Origin of the sequence: Pseudomonas sp. FP2338, from assembly GCF_030687515.1 — a bacterium.
Lineage (GTDB): Bacteria > Pseudomonadota > Gammaproteobacteria > Pseudomonadales > Pseudomonadaceae > Aquipseudomonas > Aquipseudomonas salomonii.
The window spans coordinates 4,473,334-4,497,776 of the sequence record NZ_CP117436.1; the positions used below are offsets into that span (position 1 = coordinate 4,473,334).

Annotated in this window: 25 protein-coding genes; 14 read left to right on the top strand and 11 right to left on the bottom strand. The window is 61.6% G+C overall.

Features of this window, described 5'->3' with window-relative positions; translation table 11 throughout:
• Positions 1 to 5: 5 nt before the first annotated feature.
• Positions 6 to 758 (bottom strand): thioesterase II family protein, encoded by a 753-nt coding sequence (locus PSH96_RS20135; RefSeq protein ID WP_305454595.1) that lies wholly within the window; start codon positions 756 to 758, stop codon positions 6 to 8.
• Positions 759 to 1,058: 300 nt separating this feature from the next.
• On the opposite strand from PSH96_RS20135, the gene PSH96_RS20140 reads away from it, so the two are divergent.
• Positions 1,059 to 1,610, top strand: a complete 552-nt coding sequence (locus PSH96_RS20140) for an RNA polymerase factor sigma-70 (RefSeq protein WP_005789991.1) — start codon at positions 1,059 to 1,061, stop codon at positions 1,608 to 1,610.
• Between the two features lie 76 nt (positions 1,611 to 1,686).
• Here PSH96_RS20140 and PSH96_RS20145 read toward each other — a convergent pair whose 3' ends face one another.
• Both PSH96_RS20145 and PSH96_RS20150 read right to left on the bottom strand, forming a co-directional pair.
• Positions 1,687 to 2,475, bottom strand: coding sequence for an ABC transporter substrate-binding protein (locus tag PSH96_RS20145; protein ID WP_305454597.1), 789 nt, complete (start codon positions 2,473 to 2,475; stop codon positions 1,687 to 1,689).
• Between the two features lie 93 nt (positions 2,476 to 2,568).
• Positions 2,569 to 3,192, bottom strand: a complete 624-nt coding sequence (locus PSH96_RS20150; protein WP_305454599.1) for a TetR/AcrR family transcriptional regulator — start codon at positions 3,190 to 3,192, stop codon at positions 2,569 to 2,571.
• 153 nt (positions 3,193 to 3,345) lie between these two features.
• Here PSH96_RS20150 and PSH96_RS20155 point away from each other — a divergent pair, with 153 nt between their 5' ends.
• The 8 genes from PSH96_RS20155 (at position 3,346) to PSH96_RS20190 (ending at position 12,604) form a co-directional block, all read left to right on the top strand.
• Positions 3,346 to 5,124: an acyclic terpene utilization AtuA family protein gene (locus tag PSH96_RS20155; RefSeq protein WP_305454601.1), complete on the top strand. Its 1,779-nt coding sequence runs from the start codon at positions 3,346 to 3,348 to the stop codon at positions 5,122 to 5,124.
• A 12-nt stretch (positions 5,125 to 5,136) separates the two neighbouring features.
• The gene (locus PSH96_RS20160) at positions 5,137 to 6,009 is read left to right on the top strand and encodes an SDR family oxidoreductase (RefSeq protein WP_305454603.1); all 873 of its coding nucleotides are present in this window, start codon (positions 5,137 to 5,139) and stop codon (positions 6,007 to 6,009) included.
• A gap of 4 nt (positions 6,010 to 6,013) precedes the next feature.
• Positions 6,014 to 7,627 carry a geranyl-CoA carboxylase subunit beta gene (gene atuC / locus PSH96_RS20165; RefSeq protein WP_305454605.1) on the top strand — a complete coding sequence of 538 codons (1,614 nt, stop codon included), beginning with the start codon at positions 6,014 to 6,016 and terminating at the stop codon, positions 7,625 to 7,627.
• A gap of 68 nt (positions 7,628 to 7,695) precedes the next feature.
• Positions 7,696 to 8,853 carry a citronellyl-CoA dehydrogenase gene (atuD, locus tag PSH96_RS20170; protein ID WP_056861079.1) on the top strand — a complete coding sequence of 386 codons (1,158 nt, stop codon included), beginning with the start codon at positions 7,696 to 7,698 and terminating at the stop codon, positions 8,851 to 8,853.
• Positions 8,850 to 9,611: an enoyl-CoA hydratase/isomerase family protein gene (locus tag PSH96_RS20175; protein ID WP_305454608.1), complete on the top strand. Its 762-nt coding sequence runs from the start codon at positions 8,850 to 8,852 to the stop codon at positions 9,609 to 9,611. The genes atuD and PSH96_RS20175 overlap by 4 nt, the downstream gene beginning before the upstream one ends.
• Positions 9,612 to 9,722: 111 nt before the next feature.
• Entirely contained in the window at positions 9,723 to 11,639 is a 1,917-nt protein-coding gene (locus PSH96_RS20180) for an acetyl/propionyl/methylcrotonyl-CoA carboxylase subunit alpha (RefSeq protein WP_305454610.1), read from the top strand.
• Between the two features lie 74 nt (positions 11,640 to 11,713).
• Positions 11,714 to 12,256: an exonuclease domain-containing protein gene (locus PSH96_RS20185; protein ID WP_017134973.1), complete on the top strand. Its 543-nt coding sequence runs from the start codon at positions 11,714 to 11,716 to the stop codon at positions 12,254 to 12,256.
• Positions 12,257 to 12,319: 63 nt separating this feature from the next.
• Positions 12,320 to 12,604 (top strand): pyrimidine/purine nucleoside phosphorylase, encoded by a 285-nt coding sequence (locus PSH96_RS20190; protein WP_010566373.1) that lies wholly within the window; start codon positions 12,320 to 12,322, stop codon positions 12,602 to 12,604.
• 47 nt (positions 12,605 to 12,651) lie between these two features.
• Here the strand turns inward: PSH96_RS20190 and PSH96_RS20195 are convergent, their stop codons facing one another.
• Together PSH96_RS20195 and PSH96_RS20200 are read right to left on the bottom strand one after the other, a co-directional pair.
• On the bottom strand, positions 12,652 to 13,458 hold the full coding sequence (locus PSH96_RS20195) for an MOSC domain-containing protein (RefSeq protein WP_305454612.1): 807 nt from the start codon (positions 13,456 to 13,458) through the stop codon (positions 12,652 to 12,654).
• A 133-nt stretch (positions 13,459 to 13,591) separates the two neighbouring features.
• Positions 13,592 to 14,527: a chemotaxis protein CheV gene (locus PSH96_RS20200; RefSeq protein WP_017134971.1), complete on the bottom strand. Its 936-nt coding sequence runs from the start codon at positions 14,525 to 14,527 to the stop codon at positions 13,592 to 13,594.
• A gap of 535 nt (positions 14,528 to 15,062) precedes the next feature.
• Between PSH96_RS20200 and PSH96_RS20205 the strand changes: the two genes are divergently transcribed.
• The 3 genes from PSH96_RS20205 (at position 15,063) to PSH96_RS20215 (ending at position 17,440) form a co-directional block, all read left to right on the top strand.
• A complete protein-coding gene (locus PSH96_RS20205; protein WP_305454615.1) occupies positions 15,063 to 15,512 on the top strand; it encodes a hypothetical protein in 450 nt (149 codons plus the stop codon).
• A 378-nt stretch (positions 15,513 to 15,890) separates the two neighbouring features.
• Positions 15,891 to 16,784, top strand: a complete 894-nt coding sequence (locus tag PSH96_RS20210; RefSeq protein WP_305454617.1) for a sensor histidine kinase — start codon at positions 15,891 to 15,893, stop codon at positions 16,782 to 16,784.
• Entirely contained in the window at positions 16,781 to 17,440 is a 660-nt protein-coding gene (locus PSH96_RS20215) for a response regulator transcription factor (protein ID WP_056861073.1), read from the top strand. Before PSH96_RS20210 ends, PSH96_RS20215 begins: the two co-directional genes overlap by 4 nt.
• On the opposite strand, the gene yegS is transcribed toward PSH96_RS20215, so the two are convergent.
• On the bottom strand, positions 17,399 to 18,319 hold the full coding sequence (gene yegS, locus PSH96_RS20220; protein WP_056861072.1) for a lipid kinase YegS: 921 nt from the start codon (positions 18,317 to 18,319) through the stop codon (positions 17,399 to 17,401). The two genes, PSH96_RS20215 and yegS, sit on opposite strands and share 42 nt — an antisense overlap.
• 199 nt (positions 18,320 to 18,518) lie before the next feature.
• Here yegS and soxC point away from each other — a divergent pair, with 199 nt between their 5' ends.
• Together soxC and PSH96_RS20230 are read left to right on the top strand one after the other, a co-directional pair.
• Complete coding sequence (gene soxC, locus PSH96_RS20225) at positions 18,519 to 19,811, top strand: sulfite dehydrogenase (protein ID WP_305454620.1); 1,293 nt, start codon at positions 18,519 to 18,521, stop codon at positions 19,809 to 19,811.
• Positions 19,798 to 20,382 carry a c-type cytochrome gene (locus tag PSH96_RS20230; protein ID WP_305454622.1) on the top strand — a complete coding sequence of 195 codons (585 nt, stop codon included), beginning with the start codon at positions 19,798 to 19,800 and terminating at the stop codon, positions 20,380 to 20,382. The genes soxC and PSH96_RS20230 overlap by 14 nt, the downstream gene beginning before the upstream one ends.
• A 265-nt stretch (positions 20,383 to 20,647) precedes the next feature.
• Here the strand turns inward: PSH96_RS20230 and PSH96_RS20235 are convergent, their stop codons facing one another.
• The 5 genes from PSH96_RS20235 to motD form a co-directional block, all read right to left on the bottom strand.
• Positions 20,648 to 21,040 (bottom strand): DUF2802 domain-containing protein, encoded by a 393-nt coding sequence (locus tag PSH96_RS20235; RefSeq protein ID WP_056861069.1) that lies wholly within the window; start codon positions 21,038 to 21,040, stop codon positions 20,648 to 20,650.
• Entirely contained in the window at positions 21,041 to 21,523 is a 483-nt protein-coding gene (locus tag PSH96_RS20240; protein ID WP_056861068.1) for a chemotaxis protein CheW, read from the bottom strand. It lies immediately after the preceding gene.
• 62 nt (positions 21,524 to 21,585) lie between these two features.
• The gene (locus tag PSH96_RS20245; protein WP_305454625.1) at positions 21,586 to 22,386 is read right to left on the bottom strand and encodes a CheW domain-containing protein; all 801 of its coding nucleotides are present in this window, start codon (positions 22,384 to 22,386) and stop codon (positions 21,586 to 21,588) included.
• The gene (locus tag PSH96_RS20250; RefSeq protein WP_065911550.1) at positions 22,386 to 23,174 is read right to left on the bottom strand and encodes a ParA family protein; all 789 of its coding nucleotides are present in this window, start codon (positions 23,172 to 23,174) and stop codon (positions 22,386 to 22,388) included. The genes PSH96_RS20245 and PSH96_RS20250 overlap by 1 nt, the downstream gene beginning before the upstream one ends.
• A 51-nt stretch (positions 23,175 to 23,225) precedes the next feature.
• Positions 23,226 to 24,113, bottom strand: a complete 888-nt coding sequence (gene motD, locus PSH96_RS20255; protein WP_305454626.1) for a flagellar motor protein MotD — start codon at positions 24,111 to 24,113, stop codon at positions 23,226 to 23,228.
• Positions 24,114 to 24,443 lie beyond the last annotated feature (330 nt).

Consider the following 24,443-nt stretch of genomic DNA (forward strand, 5'->3'; position numbering starts at 1 on the left):
CCGTGCTAAACGGCAGCCAGTTGACGCGCCGCATCATTGCGCCAGCGGGCCAGGTGCTCGTCGGCATAGCGGCGCAGGCAGCGCAGCACCGCGCTTTCGTGCTGCACGAGGAAGAAGTGATGACCGTCGAACATGTCGAGGGAAAAGCCGCTGGCGGCATCGAGCTGCCAGTCGAGCAACTGGTCGGCGCGCACACTGTCCTGCTTGCCGCCAAATACGTGGATCGGCATGCCCAGCGGCGCGCGCTCGCCATAGGTGAAGCTGCCGCACAACAGGAAGTCGGCGCGCAGAATCGGCAGCATCAACTGCATCAATTCCGGGTTGGTCAGCGCCTCTTCGGCGGTGCCCTGCAGTTCGCGCAGACGGGCGATCAGTTGCTCATCGGTCTTTTCGATGGCGTATTCGCTCACATCGCGGCGGGCCGGGCCGGCCGTACCGGAGGCAAATAACGCCAGCGGCGCAGGCAGGTTGCGCGCCTTCAGCGCATGCGCCAGTTCAAATGCCAGCAGGCCGCCCAGGCTGTGGCCGAACAGTGCATAAGGGCTACCCAGGTCACGACCGATCTCGTCGGCAAGCTGCGCCGCCAAGGTTTTGATATCGCGCTGCAACGGCTCATCCATGCGCATGCCGCGACCCGGCAACTCCAGCGGGCACACCTGCAACCAGTCAGGCAGCGCCCGGCGCCAGCGCGCATAGACCATCGCGCTGGCACCCGAGTAGGGCAGGCAGAACAGGCGCAATCGCGTGGAAACGCTCATTGGTCGCGGCCTCCAAGCTGAAACACGCTGCCTGCACGATAAAAACCCATTTCGCCCTCCTGCGGGTGCTGATCCTTGGCCGTTCGCTAACGGACCTGTCACCCAGAAGAACGGACGGCCCCGGCAAATAATTAGTCGCCGGGGGCGAGCGAGACGTGGTTCACACCCAACAAGAAAGCATAAGATTAGTTCGTCTTCTCATTTGACAATCATTATCATTAAGCATAATTTGTTGCCCGATGTGTAGGAGGCCTCAGCCAGGACGCCCTCCCCCAACTCTTTCGCGACAAGGTGATTTCCATGACGGAACAAGTATCCACAGGCAGGTGCGACTCACCCCTTTTGCAGGCATTCGTCGACAATCGTCTTATTTTGGTGAAGATCGCCGCCCGGATTACCGGCTGCCGCTCGCGTGCCGAAGACGTCGTGCAGGACGCCTACTTTCGGCTGCAATCAGCGCCGACCATCACCTCGTCGTTCAAGGCGCAATTGAGTTACCTGTTCCAGATCGTGCGCAACCTGGCGATCGATCACTACCGCAAGCAAGCCCTGGAGCTCAAGTATTCGGGGACGGAAGAGGAAGGCTTGAATGTGGTTATTCACGGCGCTTCACCGGAAACCTCGCATATCAACTTCAACACCCTGGAAAACATCGCCGACGCTCTGACGGAGTTGCCCCAGCGCACCCGCTACGCGTTCGAGATGTACCGTCTGCATGGCGTGCCGCAAAAGGACATCGCCAAGGAGTTGGGCGTATCGCCAACCCTGGTGAACTTCATGATTCGTGATGCGCTGGTGCATTGCCGCAAGGTGTCGGGCAGCCATAGCGATACGTTTGCACGCAGGGTGTAAAGCTGTAGGGATATGTGGCGAGCAGTCTTTTTGTGGCCACCTGGCTTGCCACGATAGGCCTGCTCAACCCAGATAATCAGGGCACCGGCATCACATCAATGCGATACGGCTCGAAGATCTTCAACATCTTTCCGCTCTCACGCAGGAGCTTGAGCAACTCGGCGAACGCCGCGCCGGTGATCGGCGCTTTGGGCCGTACCAACGCATAGTGGTGATACACCTGGTCAATCCGCTCCGAGACCAGGAACTGCCCGGCCATGTCCGCATTACGCACCATGAAATCGCTCAGGTACGAACGCGTGACCAGCGCAATATCGGCACGCCCGCGCGCCACCATCAGCAGGTTGCTGTCATGGGAATAGGTCAACGTGGCGTTGAAGTGTTCGGCCATGTTCTTGGGGTCGGGATTGAAACCGGCAAAGGCGTAGTGATAACCGCTGAACACCGCCAGGCGCTTACCGGCAAGGTCGGTGAAGTAGCCTTGGTCGCGGCCGGGTTTACGTTGGGCGACGAAGATTTCTGCATCTTCCAGGCCCATGTCGACACGGGTGTGGGCAATACCCTGCCAACCCCAGTCGGGGTTTTCGAAGATGGCCATGTCGACCCGGCCTTGCTCGAAATCACGAAAGCGCCGTGGAATCGACGTAGGCACCAGCACAAACTGGTAGTCGGTTTGCGCAGCGTTCAGGGCTTCTATCAATTGCGGCAATAAACCGGTGTCGGCGCCCTGCTCGGGCCGAACGGTGTAGGGCGGGAAGTGTGCGGCGCCGATCCTGACCAATTGCGCGGCCGACGCCGGCAGCCACCACGCGGTGCCCAGTGCCCATATAGTCAGTCCTGCAGCCAGCCGCCATGGCGAAAACATTGAGGCACACACCGTTTAACACTCTGATGGCAATAAGCTAGGCGTTTTTGTCAGGTGAGACAACTTTCCGTCGGCAAATTAATAGCTTGCGCCTCAATCGGCTTTAAGCACCATCAACAGCGCCTCCTCGGCCAACTGCTCGAGGGTCAGGCTGCCTTCGGCGCGAAACCAGGTGGTGGTCCAGGACAAGGCGCCGGTCAGGAAGCGCCGAGTGATAAACACATCGCCGTGGATGTAACCCGCCGCCTTGGCCTCGCCCAGCACCTGCAGCCAGATATCCTCATACACATCGCGCAGCGCCAGTACCTGGGCCTGGCCCTCGGCCGACAGCGAACGCCATTCATAGACCAACACCGCCATCGCCTCGCCACTGCCGCCCATGATCGACTGCAACTCGCAGCGGATCAGCGCCAGCACGCGTTCGCGCACGTTGCTGGCCTCTTCAAGTGAAGCGCGCATCATCGCGGTGTTGTAGTGGATGGTTTCCTCCATCACGGCACGCAGGATCTCGTCCTTGCTCTTGAAGTGATGAAAGATACTGCCGGACTGAATGCCCACGGCACTGGCCAGGTCGCGCACGGTGGTGCGCTCGAAACCCTTGTTGCGAAACAGGTGAGCCGCGGTTTGCAGCAACTTGCCCCGGGCACTGTCGGGGTCGGTCAACTGGCCGCCGTCGACCATGGTGCGCATCACCCGCAGGGCTTTGTGCTCATCCATGCTGCTCTCCTTGATCTCTACTGACGTCTTGGGCGGCAATTTAGGCCGTGCCCGCCAGCCAAGCAAGCGCTTGGGCAAAACTTATGTCAACCGTTTACAAACCAAGCGCTTGCTTGGTAGTCTCGACACCAGCCATCGGAGGAAGGATTTCTCATGAGCAAGACGGTTCGTATCGGCTGCGCCAGCGCCTTCTGGGGCGACACCTGCACGGCTGCCGCCCAACTGGTGCACGGCGGCGCCCTGGATTACCTGGTGTTCGACTACCTGGCGGAGGTCACGATGTCGATTCTTGCCGGTGCGCGGATGAAAGAACCCCAAGCCGGTTACGCCACGGATTTTGTCGAGGTGCTCACGCCGTTGCTCGGCGATATCCAGCGCCAGGGCATCCGCGTGATCAGCAACGCCGGCGGCATCAACCCCCACGCCTGCGCCGCCGCCCTGCAAGCGGCCTGCGACAAGGCCAGTGTGCCGCTGAAAATCGCCGTGCTGCTGGGCGACGACCTGCAACCTCAACTCAAGCAACTGCACACCATCACCGATATGTTCAACGGCGCGCCCCTGCCGCCGGTGTGCGTCTCGGCCAACGCCTACCTCGGCGCACCCGGCATTGCCCAGGCACTGGCGCTGGGCGCCGATATTGTGATTACCGGGCGCGTGGTCGACAGCGCCGTGGTCAGCGCCGCCTTGGTGCACGAATTCAACTGGTCGTGGCAGGACTACGACCGCCTCGCTCAAGCCGCGCTCGCCGGGCATATCATCGAATGCGGCGCGCAGTGCAGCGGCGGTAACTTCACCGATTGGCGTGACGTACCGGACTACGAGCACATCGGTTTTCCCATCGTCGAGGTCAGCGCCGACGGCCAATTCAGCGTGAATAAAGTCGCCGGCACCGGCGGGCTGATCAGCGAACTCAGCGTGGCCGAACAGTTGCTGTATGAAATCGGCGACCCGCGCGCGTATTTACTGCCCGATGTGATCTGCGATTTCAGCCAGGTCAACCTGCAGCAGCAAGGCCCAAACTGCGTGCGCCTGCACGGTGCCAAGGGTTTGCCGCCCACCGACCAGTACAAGGTCAGCGCCACTTACCCCGACGGTTTCCGCTGCACCGCCAGTTGCCTGATCGCCGGCATCGATGCGGTGGCCAAGGCGGAACGGGTCGGCCAGGCGATCATCAACAAAACCTCGGAACTGTTCAGTCAACGCGGTTGGGCGCCTTACACCGAGGTCCATATCGAACTGCTTGGCAGCGAAGCCACCTACGGCGCCCACGCCCAGCGCCAGGATTGCCGCGAAGTGGTGGTCAAATTGGCGGTACGCCACCCGAGCAAGCAGGCATTGGTGCTGTTCGCCCGCGAGATCGCCCAAGCGGCGACTGGCATGGCGCCTGGCTTGACCGGCATCGTCGGCGGGCGGCCGACGGTGTACCCGCTGATCCGGCTGTTTTCATTCCTGATCGACAAGTCATCCTGTACACCGCTGGTCGACTTCCAAGGCGAGCGTCACGCCGTTGCGCTGCCTTCATCAGCGCCCATGCGCACACCCGTCGCGCCGATCGATCCGCCCAAGCCCGAAGGCCGCGCCGACGCCAGTGTGCCCCTGGTGAAACTGGCCGTGGCGCGCTCCGGCGACAAGGGCAACCACAGCAATATCGGCGTGATCGCCCGCCACCCCGACTACCTGCCATGGATTGCCGAAGCACTCACGCCAGAGGTGATCGTCGACTGGATGAGCCACGTGCTCGACCCACTTCACGGCCGTGTCGAGCGCTGGTACTTGCCCGGCAGCCACAGCTTGAATTTCCTGCTGGAAAACGCTTTGGGCGGCGGCGGCATCGCCAGCCTGCGCATCGACCCGCAAGGCAAAGCCTTCGCCCAGCAGTTGCTGGAAATCCCCATCGCCGTGCCGCAACACCTAGCCGATCAACTTTCCTAAAGGACCGTCGCCGTGGCCTTCGACTCGATCTTCAAAGCCGACCTGTTCCAGGGGCAAACCGTGATTGTGACCGGCGGCGGCAGTGGCATTGGCCGCTGCACCGCCCATGAACTGGCGGCCCTTGGCGCCAGCGTGATACTGGTGGGGCGCAAGCCGCAAAAGCTGCAAAACGTCGCGGCCGAAATAGCCGAAGACGGCGGCACCGCGCACTGGCAAGCCTGCGATATTCGCGATGAAGAAGCGGTGAAAGCGCTGGTCACGCAGATCCTCCGCGAGCATGGGCCGATCCATGGGTTGGTCAACAACGCCGGCGGCCAATACCCGTCGCCATTAGCGTCGATCAATCAAAAAGGCTTTGAAACCGTGCTGCGCACCAACCTGGTCGGCGGTTTCCTGATGGCCCGGGAAGTGTTCAACCAGTCGATGAGCAAGCACGGCGGCGCCATCGTCAACATGCTCGCCGACATGTGGGGCGGTATGCCCGGCATGGGCCACTCGGGCGCAGCACGCTCAGGCATGGACAACTTCACCAAGACCGCCGCCTTCGAATGGGGTTACGCCGGTGTGCGCGTCAACGCCGTGGCACCGGGCTGGATCGCGTCCAGCGGCATGGACACCTACGAAGGCGCGTTCAAGGCGGTGATCCCCACCCTGCGTGAACATGTGCCGCTCAAACGCATCGGCACCGAATCGGAAGTCAGCGCGGCCATCGTGTTTTTGCTCAGCCCCGCCGCCGCCTTTATCAGCGGCAGCACCTTGCGCATCGACGGCGCCGCCAGCCTGGGCAGCCGCGCCTGGCCGCTGCACAAGGCGCAGCCGCCGAGCGAGGCGTTCAATGGTTTCCACCGTGCGTACTTGCCCGATGTGCTGAAGACGGAGCAATAAAACCATGCCGGTGATTGAAAGCCTGATCGACGCCCACAGCCCACAGTTCGCGCGCAATCGTGAAGCCATGCTCGCAAGCATTCAGCAGTTACGCCAACTGGAGCACAACCTGCTCGCCAAGGCCCAGGAAGCCAAGCCCAAGTTCGACAAACGCGGCCAACTGTTACCCCGCGAGCGCCTCAACCTGCTGCTGGACCCCGGCGCGCCGTTTCTGGAGTTGGCCAGCCTGGCCGGCTACAAACTCCACGATGACAAAGACGGCAGTGCCGCCGGTGGCGGCCTGATCGCCGGCATCGGCTACGTCAGCGGCGTGCGCATGCTGGTGGTGGCCAACAACAGCGCGATCAAGGGCGGCACCATTTCGCCGTCCGGCCTGAAAAAATCCCTGCGCCTGCAACAGATCGCCATGGAAAACAAACTGCCGGTGGTGACCCTGGCCGAAAGCGGCGGGGCCAACCTCAATTACGCCGCCGAGATTTTCGTCGAAGGCGCACGCAGCTTCGCCAACCAGGCGCGCATGTCGGCCATGGGCTTGCCGCAGATCACCGTGGTGCACGGCTCGGCTACCGCTGGCGGCGCATATCAGCCGGGGCTGTCGGATTACGTGGTGGTGGTGCGCGGCAAAGCCAAGCTGTTTTTGGCCGGGCCGCCGCTGCTCAAGGCCGCCACCGGCGAGGTGGCGACCGATGAGGAATTGGGCGGCGCCCAAATGCACGCGCAAACCGCCGGCACCGCCGAATACCTGGCGGAAAACGATGCCGACGGCGTGCGCATCGTGCGCGAAATCGTCGGCCTGCTGCCTTGGGATGATCGCCTGCCACCCGTTGCACAACGGGCTTACAAGGCGCCGCTGTACCCCGCTGACGAGCTGCTGGGTTTGATCCCCGATGACCCGAAAAAGCCCTACGACGTGCGCGAAATCCTCGCACGCCTGGCCGACGGCTCACACTTCCTCGAATTCAAAGGCGAATTCGATGCCCATACCGTCTGCGGCCACTTGCATATCCAGGGCCGTGCCGTCGGGGTGATCGGCAACAACGGCCCCATTACGCCCAAGGGCGCGAGCAAGGCGGCGCAATTTATCCAACTGTGCGACCAGAGCCGCACGCCGCTGCTGTTCCTGCACAACACCACCGGCTTTATGGTCGGCACCGAATCGGAGCAACAAGGTGTGATCAAGCACGGCGCGAAGATGATCCAGGCGGTGGCCAATGCGCGGGTGCCTAAACTCACGGTAGTGGTCGGCGGCTCTTATGGCGCGGGCAACTATGCGATGTGCGGCCGTGGCCTGGACCCACGGTTTATCTTCGCCTGGCCCAACAGCCGCACCGCGGTAATGGGCGGCGCGCAGGCGGGCAAGGTGCTGCGCATCGTGACTGAGGCCAAGCAATTGAAGGACGGTTTGGTGCCCGACCCCAAGATGCTGGACATGCTCGAACAGGTCACCGCACAGAAGCTCGACAGCCAGTCCACCGCCCTCTATGGCAGCGCCAACCTGTGGGATGACGGGCTGATTGATCCACGCGATACCCGCACGCTATTGGGGTTCCTGCTGGACATCTGCCACGAGGCCGAGGTGCGGCAGTTGCAGCCGAACAGCTTTGGTGTAGCACGCTGATCGTTCCCACGCTCCGCGTGGTAACGCAGCCAAGGACGCTTCGCGTCCCAACAAGGAGAACAACAACAATGATCTTCACCCAGGAACACCAGGAACTGCGCCGCACCGTGCGTGCCTTCGTCGACCGCGAAATCAACCCGCACGTGGACGAATGGGAAAAAGCCGGGCGTTTCCCCATTCACGAGATCTTCCGCAAGGCCGGCGACCTCGGCCTGCTGGGCATTTCCAAGCCGGAACAATTTGGCGGCATGGGCCTGGACTACAGCTACTCCATCGTCGCCGCCGAAGAGTTCGGCACCATCCGCTGCGGCGGCATCCCCATGTCCATCGGCGTGCAGACCGACATGTGCACGCCCGCCCTCGCCCGCTTCGGCTCCGATGAACTGCGCGATGAGTTCCTGCGCCCAGCCATCAGCGGTGAGCAAGTGGGCTGCATCGGCGTCTCGGAAACCGGCGCCGGCTCCGACGTGGCGGGGCTTAAAACCCACGCGCGCAAGGACGGCGACGACTACGTGATCAACGGCAGCAAAATGTGGATCACCAACTCGCCCAGCGCCGACTTTATCTGCCTGCTGGCCAACACCTCCGACGACAAGCCGCATATCAACAAATCACTGATCATGGTGCCAATGACCACCCCAGGCATCAGCGTCAGCCCGCCACTGGAAAAGCTCGGCATGCACAGCTCCGAGACCGCCCAGGTGTTTTTCGACGGCGTGCGCGTGCCGCAACGCAACCGCATCGGCCACGAAGGCGCGGGGTTCATGATGCAAATGCTGCAGTTCCAGGAAGAACGCCTGTTTGGCGCGGCCAATATGATCAAGGGCCTGGAGCACTGCATCGACAGCACCATCGAGTATTGCAAGGAACGCCAGACCTTTGGCAAGGCGCTGATCGACAACCAGGTCATCCACTTTCGCCTGGCCGAGCTGTCCACCGAAATCGAATGCCTGCGCGCGCTGGTCTACCAGGCCACCGAGCAATACATCAAAGGCCAGGACGTGACCCGCCTGGCCTCCATGGCCAAACTCAAGGCCGGGCGCCTGGGCCGTGAAGTCAGCGACAGCTGCCTGCAATACTGGGGCGGCATGGGCTTTATGTGGGACAACCCGGTGGCCCGCGCCTACCGTGATGTGCGGCTGGTGTCGATTGGCGGCGGCGCCGACGAAATCATGCTGGGCATCATCTGCAAATTGATGGGCACCCTGCCCGGGAAAAAATCATGAACACCCTGCTGCTCGAACCCCACAACGGCGTGCTGCACATCACCCTTAACCGCCCCGCCAGCCGTAATGCGATGAGCCTGGAAATGGTCAACGAACTGCATGCGGTCTTGGCACAATTGGACAGCCAGGTGCGCGCCGTGGTGATCAGCGGCGCCGGCGGGCACTTCTGTGCCGGGGCGGATGTGAAAGACATGGTCATGGCGGGCGGGCAGTTGCAGGCACTGAACCGCGCCTTCGGCACGCTGCTGCAAGCAGTCGAAGCCGTGCCGCAAGTGGTGATCGTGGTGCTGCAAGGCGCCGTGCTGGGCGGTGGCTTTGGGCTGGCCTGCGTGAGTGATATCGCGATTGCCGACCACCAGGCACAGTTCGGCCTGCCGGAGACCAGCCTGGGCTTGTTGCCGGCGCAGATTGCGCCGTTTGTGGTCAAGCGTATTGGCTTGACCCAGGCACGGCGGCTGGCGCTGACGGCGGCGCGGTTTGATGGGGTTGAGGCGCAGCGATTGGGCGTGGTGCATTACGTCGAGCGCGATGCACAAGCATTGGCGCAACGATTGGATGAGGTGCTGGGGCAGGTGTTGCGCTGTGCGCCGGGGGCGAATGCGCGGACTAAAGCGCTGTTGCTCGCCAGTGTGGAACAGCCGGTGGGCCCGCTGTTGGATCAGGCCGCGCAATGGTTTGCCGAGGCGGTGAGCAGTGAGGAAGGGATTGAGGGGACGCAGGCGTTTGTGCAGAAGCGAAAGCCTGGGTGGTCTCGATGACGCTATCGCAGGCAAGCCAGCTCCCACACTTGGAATGCATTTCAAACTGTGGGAGCTGGCTTGCCTGCGATAGGGGCCGAACATTCACCCAATGTGCCAAGGGATAAACCCATGCCTGCATTCACCAAAATCCTGATCGCCAACCGCGGCGAAATCGCCTGCCGCATCCAACGCACCGCCCAAGCCCTGGGCTACCGCACCGTCGCCGTCTACAGCGACGCCGACGCCCAGGCCCTGCACGTGCAAATGGCCGACGAAGCCGTCCCTATCGGCCCCGCACCCGTCAACCTGTCGTACCTCAACATCCCGGCCATCCTCGACGCCGCCAGACGCACAGGCGCCGACGCCATCCACCCCGGCTACGGTTTCCTTTCCGAAAACGCTGGATTCGCCCAAGCCTGCCTGGACGCCGGCCTCACCTTCATCGGCCCCAGCGTGGCCGCCATCGAGCTGATGGGCAGCAAACGCCAGTCCAAACTCGCCATGCTCGACGCGGGTGTGCCGTGCATCGCCGGTTACCAAGGCAATGCCCAGGATGACGCGACCTTGCAGCAAGAAGCTGAGCGCATCGGCTACCCGCTGATGATCAAAGCCAGTGCCGGCGGTGGCGGGCGTGGCATGCGCCTGGTCCACGACGGCAGCCAACTGCTCGACCAACTGCGCACCGCACGCTCCGAAGCCCTCAACGCGTTTGGCAGTGACGAACTGATCCTCGAACAAGCCCTGATCGACCCGCGCCACGTTGAAATCCAATTGTTCGGCGACAGCCACAACAACCTCATTTACCTGGGCGAACGCGACTGCTCGATCCAGCGTCGCCACCAGAAAGTCATCGAAGAAGCGCCCTGCCCGGTGATGACGCCAACGCTGCGCCAAGCCATGGGCGAAGCGGCGCTGAAGGCTGGGCGCGCGGTCAATTACGTCGGCGCCGGCACGGTCGAGTTCCTGCTCGACCGCAACGGCCACTTCTACTTCCTGGAAATGAACACCCGCCTGCAAGTGGAGCACCCGGTCACCGAACTGATCACGGGGTTGGACCTGGTTGAGTTGCAACTGAACATCGCTGCCGGCGAACCGCTGCCATTGCAACAGGCCGACGTGACCCTGACCGGCCACGCCATGGAAGTGCGCCTGTACGCCGAGGACCCGGCCCAAGGCTTTTTGCCGCAAACCGGCGATGTGCTGCGCTGGGAACCGGCTGGCGGCGTACGCATCGACCATGGCGTGCTGGAAGGCCAGCGTATCAGCCCGTTCTATGACGCCATGCTGGGCAAAATCATCGCCCACGGCGCCACCCGCGAAGAGGCGCGGCGCAAATTGCTGCGCGCAGTGCAGGACACGGTGTTGCTGGGCGTCACCACCAACCAGGGTTTGCTGGCCGACCTGCTCAGGCAGGCGGACTTTATCGCAGGTGAGTTCAGCACCGGGTTTATCGCCGAGCACTTCCCTCACATCCCGCGTCAGGCCGCGACAGAAGAGCAGCTTGCCCTGGCCGCCGCGTTGTTTTACCAACACAGCGCCAGCGCCCATCGCCAAGGTTTGTCGGGATGGCGCAACAATGCGCCCTGGCGCTTTCGCCTGGCGGTGAACGACGAGGTGCGGGACCTCGACGTCAGCGTACTGGAGGGCAACCACCTGCACGCCAACGGCATCGAGGTCCGCGACCTGACCACCGACGGCCGCTGGGCCACGCTGGCGATCGACGGCATTCGCCGGCGCCTGCCCTACCATTTGGACGACACTCAACTCTGGTTGCCGGGCGTGAAGATCATCAACCGCACTCAACAGGTCGCCAGCCGCCAGGCCGACGCCAGCACCGGCATCGTCAAGGCGCCGATGGATGGTGCGATTGTCGATATACGCGTGAGCGCCGGTGAACGCGTCAGCAAAGGCCAACTGCTGCTGGTGCTCGAAGCCATGAAAATGGAACACCCGCTGACGGCCGGCATCGACGGTGTGATCAAGGGTGTGCAGGTCGTCGCAGGTGATCAAGTGCGCAATCGCCAGGTTTTGCTGGAGATCGAATAACCCCCTAGGCGGAACTACACGGCCCAGCTACGCTCTATCCCCATCAGGAAAAGACGAGTACGGGAACCTGCACGATGCCCCATTGGCTGATTATTGACCTTGAAGCCACAACGGATGAAGGCGGCTGGCCCGTGACGGAGATGGAAGTCATCGAGATCGGCGCCAGCCTGGTGAACCGCCAGGGCCGCGAGCTGGATCACTTCCAGCGTTTTGTGCGGCCGCTGCGCCGGCCCCTGCTGACGCCGTTCTGTCGCCAACTCACGCATATCACCCAGGCCAACATCGACGCGGCGGCGCCGATCACCGAGGTGTGGCCCTTGTTCGAGCGTTGGCTGGGCCAGCATCAAGCGCGCCTGGAAGGCTGGGCCAGCTGGGGCGACTACGACCGCGCACAGCTTGAACTTGAATGGCAACGCCATGGCCTGACCAGCGCGCTCGCCCAGACCGCGCATGTGAACCTCAAGCAGCGTTTCGCCAAGGCCCGGCGCCTGGACAAGCCCTTGGGGCTCAATGGCGCGCTGCAATTGGCGGGGATGCAGTTCCATGGCCAGCAACATCGGGCACTGGAAGACGCGCGCAACACCGCACGCCTGCTACCGTTGATTTTGCCGGTCTAGGCAGCTCCCCTGGCCTTGGGCATACTGGCTGACCTTTCCAGACCCTTTTCCGAGGATTCACCCATGTTCAAAGTCAACGAGTACTTCGACGGCACCGTCAAGTCGATCGCTTTCGGCACCGCAGAAGGCCCTGCGACCATCGGCGTGATGGCCCCGGGTGAATACGAATTCGGCACCGCCCAGCGTGAAATCATGCACGTGGTGTCCGGCGCCCTGTCCGTCAAGCTGCCAGACGCCAACGCCTGGGAAACCTTCGCCGCCGGCAGCCAGTTCAACGTGCCGGCCAACAGCAAGTTCCAGCTGAAGGTCGCCGTAGACACCGCTTACCTGTGCGAATACCGCGGCTAAGGCTTACAGCGCAAAAAAATGCCCGTCTCGCAGGAGACGGGCATTTTTTATTCCAGGATCGTCACGGGCATTCCGACGGCTAATTCGCCGCTGCCATCGTTGACCAGGTTCTGGCCGAACAGGACGTTACCGTCCTGCTCACGGTAGGTCTTGAGGGTCGCCAGCGGTTCGCGGTCGGCGCTGCGCTCGCCGCTGGCCGGGTCGATGGTGGTGAGGATGCAGCGCGAGCACGACTTGACCACGCGAAACTCCACATCGCCGATACGCAGGCGTTTCCAACCGTCTTCGGCGAAGGCCTCGCTGCCTTCAATCACTAGATTGGGGCGGAAACGCAACATCTCCATCGGGCGGCCGATGCGCTGGGACAAGTCGTCCAACGAGGCCTGGCCGATCAGCAGCAGCGGGAAACCATCGGCAAAACCGACCTGATCGTCGTCCTCGCCATAACCCGCTTCAGTGGTACGTGCGCGTGCCAGCGGCACCTGCACCAGCCGCGTGGGCTTGCCGATAAAGTCACTGACCCAGGCCGCCGCCGCATCGCCGGCATCCGGCACACGCAGGGTGTCGCGCCAAATAGTGACGCCGCGCAACTCGGCATCGCTGCCGGGCAGCGCCACGTCCAGCGCGGCAAAGCCAGGTGAATTCAGGGTCAGGCCACCGGCGCTGTTCCACAATGCCGACAACTGGCTCATCTTCGCCACCGCCCGCTGGGTCAGGAATCGGCCACTGGCTTCGTCCACCAGCATCCAGCGTCGATCCCCGTCCAGCCCGAGTTTATCCAGGCCGACGTGCTGCAAGGTTTCGGCCTTGCCGGACTTCAAGGGGTAACGGTACAGCGCGCTGAGACGAAGCATGGGCCTGCATTCCTGAGGGGGACGAAGCGCCACCCTATAGGACGGGACTTCCAGAATCAAAGGTCGCTGGTACTCTTGTGACCGGTAAGCCTGCTTGCCATCACAAGCCTGCCTGCCACAACAGGCCGCCTGCTCAGGCGGGCACTTCGTCCAACATCAAGCGCTGGCGCACCACATCCACCAGCTTGTCGGGCTGGAATTTGGACAGGAAGTTGTCGCAGCCGACCTTCTTGACCATCGAGTCGTTGAAGCTGCCCGACAGCGAGGTGTGCAGCACCACGTAAAGGCCACGCAGGCGCGGATCGTTGCGGATCTCGGTGGTCAGGCGGTAGCCGTCCATCTCGGGCATTTCGGCGTCGGTGAAGATCATCAGCAACTTGTCGGTCATGACCTGGCCACTGTCGGCCCAGGCCTTGAGCATGTTCAGGGCCTTGAGGCCGTCGCTGGCAATGTGCATCTTCACGCCGAGTTGCCCCAGGGTGTCGCGCAGTTGCGAGAGGGCCACGTTGGAATCGTCCACCAGCAGCACTTCGCGGCCACGGGCACGTTCCAGCACCGGGTCTTCAAGTTTTTCACGCGAGACTTTGGCGTTATACGGCACGATTTCGGCGAGGACTTTTTCCACGTCGATGATTTCCACCAACTGGTCATCGACCTTGCTGATGGCCGTGAGGTAATGCTGGCGCCCGGCGCTGGCCGGTGGCGGCAGGATGGCTTCCCAGTTCATGTTGACGATGCGATCCACACCGCCCACCAGGAAGGCCTGCACCGAACGGTTGTACTCGGTGACGATAATTGTGCTGTTCGGCCCCGGCACCAGCGGGCGCATGCCGATGGCCTGGGACAGGTCGATCACCGGCAGGGTCTGGCCCCGCAGGTTGACCACGCCGCAGACAAACGGGTGACGCTGGGGCATCAAGGTCAACTTTGGCAGTTGCAGGACTTCCTGAACCTTGAACACGTTAATCGCAAACAGTTGCCGCCCGGCCAGGCGAAACATGAGGATCTCCAGGCGATTCTCACCCACCAGTTGCGTGCGTTGATCTACCGTGTCGAGAATGCCGGCCATTAAAAGCTCCTGATGTGGGATTGTGCAGCTCACTTAAGGCTTGTTATCGGCGGCAAGCGCCAGACCTTGACCCTGGTAAAATGCCATGTAAATTCATTGATGTCACACTGACATCATGGTTTACTGCAATCTGCTCTCCAGACGGCAGTACAGCGACCTTGCGCGACATTCAAATCGACGCAGGGTTCCGCTGCGTAAGGGATTCCCCTATGCACAATCAGGCCCGACCTGATATTCGCGATATCTAATAGCCATTAATGTGACGCCATTCTCATTGCATGAATGGAGTCAGGCTTTTGTTTGCCATACCAAGCCCTCGGCCCACGGGTCTTCCAGACTTATACGTGGCGGCAACCAAAGTTGTGCAAATGACCCGAATGACCAGGCCCTTCCACGGCTACTCTGATCATTCAAGTAACGGTCCTACTGGAATTTCAGAAGCAGGCTACAGATCTCAGTCATATTTCAGCGGTAGTTTTACGCCATTCACCCGGTGCGGCATCTCATCACCCGACCTTATGTTGCGGAGACTTGTATGATGAATAGCGCAAACGAATGGCAAACTGCACTTCCCGAGTTTCTGCTCGAAGCCGAAAAGCTGTTGGCCAAGTCAGAAGAGTGCTTGCACCATTTACACCTGATTCGCAATGACAGCGATGCCATTGACTGCATGAAAATCAGCCTGGCCAAGCTGGCGGAAAAGGCCGAAGGCCTGGCCCTGCAGGCAATCAGCGAGTTTTCCCGACATATCCAATGCCTGATCGCCAACGCCGCCAGCCCCTTGGAGCTGCATGACCAGGCGCTGACTGCCCTGCATGACTGCCTGACGTTACTGGCCTGGCAACTGGAACTGATCGACATCCGTACGGGCGAACTGACGCTGGACGACAGCGAACAAACCACACTGATCGCGACCGTCACCTTGCAGATCCCACAGAAAGACTTCACGCATAAACCACAACAGCGCGTACATCACGCGTCCTGAGTGTCGGCAGGTCGTATTTGATCGTCGAGTTATCTAAAAACGACCGTATATTAAGCGGTCGACAATGATGCGCGGGCTATATATCAATTAGCCATCACCGCATTATCGATACAAACAAACACAATTAATATAATTACCCTGGGTAAACGGCTGACTCTTTGAACTACAGAGTCAGGTTCCTCGGCGTTTGGCGCAGATTAAACCGCACCGGGTAAGGCGCCAGGCGACCAACGGTAATAGTGGTGGTACTATGCCCCGCTCGAAGTGACTCAACTTCATCATGTATAAAAAAACGTTCCAGCACCGCATTCCACACAGAGCCCCGTCAGCCGCCATGACCGGTCTTCCCGCAGCGAACCTTCAGTGGCTCCATCCGCTATGTACGCCAGCCTAAAGTCACTCATCGCAAGGTCCGTGTCCCGCAGCAATGCCCGCCGCCTGGTCCTCGCCCTGTGCCTTTGCTCGCTGTTGCTCAGTCTGTGGGCCTACACACGCTCAGCTCCCCTGCCTTTGCTGATCGTGCTGCTCAACCTGGCCACCTTGGTGGTGGTGGGGCTGCAGCAGTGGCGCTCGCGCAAATCGATCAAGTTCCAGCCGCAGGAACTGGCCGACCGCCTGCTGCAGGTCCAGGAAAACGAGCGCCACCGCCTCAGCCGCGAATTGCATGACGATATCGGCCAACTGCTGACCGCCGCCAAACTGCAAAGCGAATGGCTCAAGCGCCGCCTGCCCGACGATCTGCAAAGCCAATGCACAGTGTTATGCAATACCTTGAACGAAACCCTGGCCAAAGTGCGCGACGTGTCCGCCATCCTCAACCCCCGCCAGTTGGCCAGCCTGGGCCTTGAGGCAAGCCTGCGCGCGCACTTGCTCAAGACCCTGGAAAACACCTCGGTGCACTGGAGCCTGGAATGCCAGCAGCGCCTGACCGGCATCCCGGAAGAAATGGCCGTGGCAGCCTTTCGCATCACCCAGGAAGCGGTGACCAATATGTTGCGCCATGCCCAGGCGCAGAATGTGCTGGTACGCCTGCAACGCCTGCCCGAAGGCCTGTCGCTGATGATCTGCGATGACGGCCTGGGCTTTTCACCGGCGCTCAACCCCAGCCTGGAAGGCCAACGCGGCATGGCCGGCATGCGCGAGCGCATCGACCAACTGGGCGGTGCGTTGTCTGTCAGCAGCCAGCCAGGCAAAGGCACGCGCATCGAAGCGCTTTTCCCCTGGGCGCCCCGCGCCCTCGAACGGGCCAATTCCCCTAAGGTTCTCGAGTGACTTGCAACTTACTCCTGGTGGATGACCACGCACTGATCCGGGCCGGCGTACGCGCGCTGATCCAGGACATCCCAGGCTACAGCGTGATCGGCGAGGCCAGCGATGGCGCGCAATTGCTGGAGACATTCAGCGCCCTGCAGCCGGATATCGTGCTGCTCGACCTGTCGATGAAATACACCGGCGGCCTCGACGCGCTACAGCAACTCAAGGCGGCCTACCCCAAAAGCAAGGTGCTGATCCTGTCGATGCACACCGACCCGGAGCTGATCATGCGCGCGCTGGAGTCCGGCGCCCATGGCTACCTGCTCAAGGACACCACCGCCAGCGAGCTGGAACACGCCCTGCTGGCCTTGCGTAACAACGAGCGCTACCTGAGCCCTGCGATTGCCCACACGGTGATCAACCAGGCGCTGATCCGCAGCCAGGGGCCGATCTCCCCTGCCGCTGACAGCCACAACCTCACGGCGCGCCAGCTGGAGATCCTGCGTTTGATCGTGCGCGGCAAGTCCACGCGGGAAATCGCCCAGGGCCTGGGCTTGAGCATCAAAACGGTGGAGGCGCACCGCTCGCAGATCATGAAACGCCTGCAGATTTTCGACGTGGCGGGCCTGGTGTTATTCGCCGTTCGCGAGCAGATCATCAGCCTGGACGACTAACGGCGAACCCAGCGGCAAGTGCACGCGCAGGGCCTTGGGCAGCGCGGAAAAACGCAGGTCATCGCCTTTCAATGGCTCCCCATCAAGGTTGATATACAGCCCTTCGGCCACCTTGATCTCGACCCACGGCAGGCGCGCACGGACAAACATATTGTCCAGGCCCCAGCCGTCACTCATCAGGGTCATCAGCGTGCCGACCACTTCCTGGGGCGCCGGCAAAATACTGATATCAAGCAAGCCATCATCGGCCAGCGCGCCGGGGCACAGTACGTGCCCACCGCCCGCCTGGCGGCCGTTGCCGATGCCCAGCGCAAGCAAGTCGCCCTTCCAGTGAAAGCCCGGCCCTTCCAGCTCGCCATACGCCGCCTTCAACTCGCTGAAACGCGACAACCCGGTGAACAGGTACGCCGCGCCGCCCAGCACTTTTTTCAGGTCTTCGGAGGTATTGGCGGTGACCTGGCTGCCAAAGCCGCCGGTGGCCATATTGAGGAACATCTGCCCACCCGCCTGACCAAGGTCGATGGCCCTGGGCGGCACATCCAGCAGCGCCAGCGCGCGTTCAGGCTCCAGCGGCACGCCGGCGGCGCGGGCAAAGTCATTGGCGGTGCCCAGCGGCATCAACACCAGGCTGGCGTCGGTCTTGGCCAAGGCCATGGCCTCGGCCACGTCGCGCAAGGTGCCGTCGCCACCACCGGCGATCAAGTGGGTATAGCCATCGGCCAAGGCTTCATTGACCAGGCGCTGGGCATCGCCGCCCTCCCACGTCACCCGTACCGCCAGCTCCCAACCCTGCTCGCGCCGGGCCTGCACGGCAGCGCGCACGTCCTCATTGAGGGCTTGCTTGCCGTGCAGGATCAACAGTGCTTTGGGGGTGGTCATGGGGTCATTCTCCTGGGTTCAAGGGTTCCTGAAGGATGTTGACCTTTGAGGAGAAGAAAAAAGCCATCCGTTTGAAAATTAATTCGCTGCCGGGTTACGTCAATTTCTACGCCTGTGACTAAAACCCGACTACATTAAAACCCATGGTGCAGCGTGAACCGCTGGTGAGTCGCCAAAATTTTTGCTCAGGAGAGCCGGAATGAAGGACGACTCAACACACGATAAACCTGCAATCACCGCCCCTTTGGCCCGTCGGGACTTTCTTGGTAAAACCGGCCTGCTGGTGGGCAGCGCCGCACTCGGGGCTACGTTTGGGCCGCTGGCACGCGCGGCACAATCGCCCACTTCTACCGATGCCCAACTGGAAGTGCCGGCCTGGACAAAAACCTTGGGCGGTCCCACCGGTGTGCCCTACGGTAAACCGTCCAGCTTTGAGACGGATGCGGTGCGCAATCTCTACCCCGGGCTTACCGAACGCATGTCGGCCTACAGCACGTCGCCCCTGCAGGAACTGGACGGCATCATCACGCCCAACGGGCTGTTTTTTGAACGCCATCACGCCGGTGTGCCAGCGATTGACCCGGCCAGGCACTTCCTGGTGATTCATGGGCTGACCGACACTGCCCTGCTGTTCACCCTCGATGAGCTGCGCCAGTTTCCCGCCGTCTCGCGTATCCACTTCATCGAATGCTCGGGCAACCCTTCATTCCTGCCGCCCTGGGGCAAAACCGCCGCTGAAGTCGCGGGCCTGGTCAGCTGTGCCGAGTGGATCGGCGTGCCGCTGAAAACCTTGTTGCACGCGGCTGGCCTCAAGCCTGAGGCGAAATGGATTGTGGCAGAGGGCGCCGATGGTGCGGCCATGACCCGCAGCCTGCCGCTCGACAAATGCCTGGATGACGTGTTGGTGGCCTACAGCCAGAACGGCGAAAGGCTGCGCCCCGAACAGGGTTACCCCCTGCGCCTTATCGTGCCGGGTTATGAAGGCAATACCCATATCAAGTGGCTGCGCCGCCTGCATGTCACCGATGCCCCGGCCTACAGCCGTGAGGAAACGGCCAAATACACCGACTTGATGCCGGATGGGCGCGCGAGGAAGTTTTCCTTCGTGATGGAGTGCAAATCACTCATCACCGCCCCGTCCGGCACCCAGACACTCACCCGCAAAGGCCCGCATGAAATACGCGGAATCGCCTGGAGCGGCAACGGCAAAATCACCCGCGTGGACGTCTCCGTCGACGGCGGGAACAACTGGTATGCGGCCACGCTGCAGGAGCCGGTGCTGAACAAATGCCTCACGGTATTTCGCGCGCCCTTCGAATGGCAGGGCAAAGAAATGCTCATCATGAGCCGCGCCATCGACGAGACCGGCTACGTGCAACCCAGCCTGCAACAACTGAAAGCCGTGCGCGGGGACTTTTCGTTCTACCACAACAATGCCATCCAGCCCTGGCGCATCAATGCCAATGGGGAGGTGACCAATGGCCGTGCATAACCTTACCGCCTTGGCATTGGGATTACTGAGCATGGGCGTGGTTTCGTGCGCATCGACGGCTCCGAAAACCGGCTTGGGGCAGCCGGTGACAGAGCACTACATCGCCCGCTGGACTATCGACGTCGCCCCCGACGGCAAGAACCTGCCCGCCGGACAAGGCACGGTCATGGAAGGCGAAAAGGTCTATCAAACCGCCTGCCTTGGCTGCCACGGCGCCCATCTGGAGGGCGGCACGGGCCCGGCACTAATGGGCGGCGCCGGCTCGCTCCCCACGCCCAAACCGATCAAAACGGTCGGCAGTTACTGGCCCTACGCAACCACCCTGTTCGACTATGTCAGGCGCACCATGCCCTTCCAGCAACCGCAGTCGCTGAGCAATGATCAGGTGTACGCAGTGGTGGGCTATATCCTCAACAAAAACCAGATAGTGGAAGCGAACGCCACGATAGATGCTGCCACCCTCACTCATCTGAAGATGCCCAATCGCGACGGCTTCTACGTCGACGACAGGCCGGATGTACGTGTGGAGCCTTGCTATAAGGAATGTATCGGTAGCCCGAAAGCACGTTGATGCGCTTTTGAGCCAACCATTCAGGTCGGATCAAAAGCATAAGCCCCCAGCAACAGCAGATCCATACACGGTCAAATGTGGGAGCTGGCTTGCCTGCGATAGCATCAACTCTGTGTGCCTGATACACCAAGGTGTCTGCATCGCAGGCAAGCCAGCTCCCACAATTAGACCGAAGTGTCTCAGGACAATGGTGATCGAGCAGGAGGCCGCCTTAGCGAGCAAGCCCCACATTTTTAGCCCGCGGTGTCTCAGAGGATCGCCGCGATCAGCCCTTGTGCAACTTGCTCATCAACTGCGCCTCAGCCTGGGTCAACCCACACGACTGCGTCAGTTCATCCACCGTCGCGCCCATGCCGACCAATTTAGCCGCCTGGGCAAACGACAGGCTTGAAGGATCACGCTGCTCAATCTGCGCCAACTTATCCGGCAATGGCCCAAGAATCGCGCGCAGTTCATGCACCTCATCCCCAACCTTCACCGCCGTCTGCTGGAAGTGATCCACGCGCTTGACCAGATCCAGAATCCGCCGGTCACGCACCGCATCGCGCTCGGCCTGTTGCACGGCCAACTCCCGTTGCTGGCGCATATAGCGCAGCAGGAATGCCAAGGTCCCGGCCCACAGCAGGGCCAGGACAATCACCACCGCATCAAGAAACAATCAGATGTTCTCCAGATCCGACCATTCTTCTTCGCTCATCATCTTGTCCAGCTCAACCAGAATCAGCAGTTCGCCGTTCTTGTTGCACACGCCCTGGATAAACTTGGCCGATTCTTCATTGCCCACGTTCGGCGCGGTCTCGACTTCCGACTGACGCAGGTAAACCACTTCAGCCACGCTGTCGACCATGATCCCGACCACTTGCTTGTCGGCTTCGATGATCACGATACGCGTGTTGTCGTTGACCTCGGTCGGCACCAGGCCGAAACGCTGGCGGGTGTCGATCACCGTCACCACGTTGCCGCGCAGGTTGATAATGCCCAGCACGTAGCTTGGCGCACCCGGCACCGGAGCGATCTCGGTGTAGCGCAGCACTTCCTGCACGCGCATCACGTTAATGCCGTAGGTTTCATTGTCCAGTTTGAAGGTAACCCATTGCAGGATCGGATCATCCAAACCTTGTGCGGACGCTGACTTGTTCATACCCCTGACCCCTTCAGTGTGTGCTTCTTCGACCGCGCAACCGCACGGCCCTTATTGTTCAATCAACTGCGTTTGTTCTGTGGCATCGTCTTGACCGCACCGCTGGCGATCAACTCGGCCAGTTCGGCGACGTCGAGCAACGCGCACATATGTTCAATCACGGTGCCTGCCAGCCAGGGCCGTTGGCCCCGTTGGCTGCGCCACTTGATTTCATTGGGGTCCAGGCGCAACGAGCGGCTGACTTGATGCACCGCCAGCCCCCATTCGTAGCCCTGCACCGAGATCACGTATTGCAAGCCTTGGCGAAAGTCATCGCGGTAGCGGTCGGGCATCACCCAGCGCGCCGTGTCCAGCACCTTGAGGTTGCCGGCCTGGCTGGGCAGAATGCCGAGGAACCACTCCGGTTGCCCGAACAGCGGCGTCAACTCCTGGCCTTCCAGCGAGTAAATCGACCCCAGGCATACCAGCGGCACCGCCAGGGTCAACCCGGCGACGTCGAACAGCAGGCACTCGAACGGCTCGGCCGCCCACGCCGGGCGACCATCGCCCGTGGCCGGCGGCGGCGTGATGCTCGGCGGCAGATGCACTTCCACCACGGGTTCAACCACCACGGGCACAGGCACAATCGGCACTACCACGTGGGCATCACGCGCCTGCTCTTCCAGCACGGCCAGTTGGAATTCATCCAGGGCGCTTTCGGATTCGAGGGCAGCAGGCTCAAGGGCAACAGGTTCAATGACAGCAGGTTCAAGTACCAGAATCGGTTCCGGCAATTCCTCGGCCGTCGCTTCCTGCAGCAAGGCGTCCAGGTAGGACTCCAGTGCCAGTTGCGGCCGAGTTTTAAGCTCAACGGGACGGTTCATCACGCCACCTGCGCCACAAGTTGCTGGGACAGCAAATGCTTGAGCAACGCACGGTAAGCCAGTACGCCACGGCTCTTGCCGTCGAACTGCGACGGTGTAAGCCCGGCGCGGCTGGCGTCACGCAGGCGCGTGTCCACCGGAATGTAGCCGTTCCAGATGGTTTCCGGGTACGCATCGCGCAACACCCGCAAGGTGCCCAGTGACGCTTGGGTACGCCGGTCAAACAGGGTGGGCACGATGCTGTACGGCAGCGCCTGTTTGCGCGAACGGTTGATCATCGCCAAGGTGCTGACCATACGCTCCAGGCCTTTGACCGCAAGGTGTTCGGTCTGCACCGGGATCACCAACTGCTGGCTGGCCGCCAAGGCGTTGACCATCAGCACGCCCAGCAAGGGCGGGCTGTCGATAATTGCGTAGTCGAAGTCCTGCCACAGTTGCGCCAGGGTCTTGGCGATCACCAGGCCCAGGCCGCTTTGCCCTGGCGATTGGCGCTCAAGGGTCGCCAGCGCGGTGCTCGACGGCAACAGCGAGATGCTCTCGTTGCTGGTGGGCAACAGCAATTGCCCCGGCAAATCTGCCGGTACGCTGCCTTTGTGCAGGAACAGGTCGTAGCAGCTGTGCTCCAGCGCGTCCGGGTCATAGCCGAAATAACTGGTCATCGAGCCGTGCGGGTCCAGGTCGACCACGACCACACGCTTGCCCGCCTCGGCCAGCAAGCCGGCCAAGGCGATGGACGTGGTGGTCTTGCCGACTCCACCCTTTTGATTGGCAACTGCCCAGACTCTCATTCAGTTGGTTCCTCCCGGTAGGCTAAGGCGCGACCGAGACATTACATAACATTATTGAGCCGGCGACGGAGAATTGACGGCGCTCTGACGAACCGGCGGCTTAACGGTTGGCGGTGCAGTTTGTGTGCCAGCCCGCTTCAAGGCCGCATCCGGTGTTGCATTGGCAGTGCCGGTGCCGGTCAGGCTGCGGCGCACATCCAGGTTACGTGACACCACCAGCACCACCCGGCGGTTGCGTGCGCGGCCTTCGGCGGTGGCGTTATTGGCTACCGGCTGGAACTCACCGTAGCCCACCGACGCCAGGCGCCCAGGGTTAATGCCCTGCATCGCGAGCATGCGCACGATGCTCGAGGCCCGTGCCGAGGACAGCTCCCAATTGGTCGGGTACTGCGCGGTGCTGATCGGGAAGTTGTCGGTAAAGCCTTCGACGTGGATCGGGTTCTCAAACGGTTTGAGAATCGCCGCCACCTTGTCGATGATGGTAAACGCCTGATCGCTCGGCAACGCATCGGCGCTGGCAAACAGCAGGCTGGAATTAAGCTCGATCTCCACCCACAACTCATTGCCGCGCACGGTCATCTGGTTGGATTTGATCAAGTCGCCAAACCCGGCACTGATGTCATCGGCGATGCTTTTGAGCGGGTCGCTGGTGCCACCGATGCCGGCGGCGGTTTCGTCGCTGTCATTGACCAGCGGCTTGGCCGGAGTCACGGTCTTGGGCCGCTCCTCGCCAATCGGGATCGGCTTGAGCGAGCGTTCGGTGTCGTTGAATACGCCCACCAGCGCCTGGGAAATAATCTTGTACTTGCCTTCGTTGATCGACGAGATGGAGTACATCACCACAAAAAACGCGAACAGCAAGGTGATGAAGTCGGCGTAGGACACCAGCCAGCGTTCATGGTTGACGTGCTCTTCAGGCTCGCGGCGGCGACGGCTCACAGGCAGATACCTCGCTGAGCAATATTGACCGCTTCACTGTGGCCCGACTCACTGGTGCCCGCTTCACTGTGGCCAGACTCACTGGTGCCCGCTTCACTGTGGCCAGACTCACTGTGGCGAGCGAGCTTGCTCGCGCTGGGGCGCGAAGCGGCCCCATTCCAGGCAATGCGTTTGTGCAGACAGGTTGCGGTGTTTGGGTTTGGGGCTGCTTCGCAGCCCAGCGTGAGCAAGCTCACTCGCCACAACAAGCTCACTCGCCACAACAAGCCCACTCGCCACAACAAGCTCGCTCGCCACAACCACACGCCCGACACGTCGATACCCATGGCC